This is a genomic window from Klebsiella sp. C360 (assembly GCF_048822415.1).
GTDB lineage: Bacteria > Pseudomonadota > Gammaproteobacteria > Enterobacterales > Enterobacteriaceae > Klebsiella > Klebsiella quasipneumoniae.
In genome coordinates this window covers 1-1085 of sequence record NZ_JBMEZZ010000053.1, presented here as the reverse complement: position 1 = coordinate 1085, position 1085 = coordinate 1, and the positions used below count along the sequence as shown (strand labels likewise).

General features: G+C 53.8%; 1 rRNA gene. It reads right to left on the bottom strand.

From position 1 onward, the window contains the following. Positions 1 to 1006: ribosomal RNA gene (locus tag ACOI7D_RS27790) — 16S ribosomal RNA — on the bottom strand; the annotation flags it as partial. Between the last annotated feature and the right edge of the window lie 79 nt (positions 1007 to 1085).

Here is a 1085-nt window from a genome sequence, read left to right as displayed (position 1 = left end):
AAGTTCTGTGGATGTCAAGACCAGGTAAGGTTCTTCGCGTTGCATCGAATTAAACCACATGCTCCACCGCTTGTGCGGGCCCCCGTCAATTCATTTGAGTTTTAACCTTGCGGCCGTACTCCCCAGGCGGTCGATTTAACGCGTTAGCTCCGGAAGCCACGCCTCAAGGGCACAACCTCCAAATCGACATCGTTTACGGCGTGGACTACCAGGGTATCTAATCCTGTTTGCTCCCCACGCTTTCGCACCTGAGCGTCAGTCTTTGTCCAGGGGGCCGCCTTCGCCACCGGTATTCCTCCAGATCTCTACGCATTTCACCGCTACACCTGGAATTCTACCCCCCTCTACAAGACTCTAGCCTGCCAGTTTCGAATGCAGTTCCCAGGTTGAGCCCGGGGATTTCACATCCGACTTGACAGACCGCCTGCGTGCGCTTTACGCCCAGTAATTCCGATTAACGCTTGCACCCTCCGTATTACCGCGGCTGCTGGCACGGAGTTAGCCGGTGCTTCTTCTGCGGGTAACGTCAATCGACAAGGTTATTAACCTTATCGCCTTCCTCCCCGCTGAAAGTGCTTTACAACCCGAAGGCCTTCTTCACACACGCGGCATGGCTGCATCAGGCTTGCGCCCATTGTGCAATATTCCCCACTGCTGCCTCCCGTAGGAGTCTGGACCGTGTCTCAGTTCCAGTGTGGCTGGTCATCCTCTCAGACCAGCTAGGGATCGTCGCCTAGGTGAGCCGTTACCCCACCTACTAGCTAATCCCATCTGGGCACATCTGATGGCATGAGGCCCGAAGGTCCCCCACTTTGGTCTTGCGACGTTATGCGGTATTAGCTACCGTTTCCAGTAGTTATCCCCCTCCATCAGGCAGTTTCCCAGACATTACTCACCCGTCCGCCGCTCGTCACCCGAGAGCAAGCTCTCTGTGCTACCGCTCGACTTGCATGTGTTAGGCCTGCCGCCAGCGTTCAATCTGAGCCATGATCAAACTCTTCAATTTAAGTTTGATGCTCAAAGAATTAAACTTCGTAATGAATTACGTGTTCACTCTTGAGACTTGGTATTCATTTTTCGTCCGA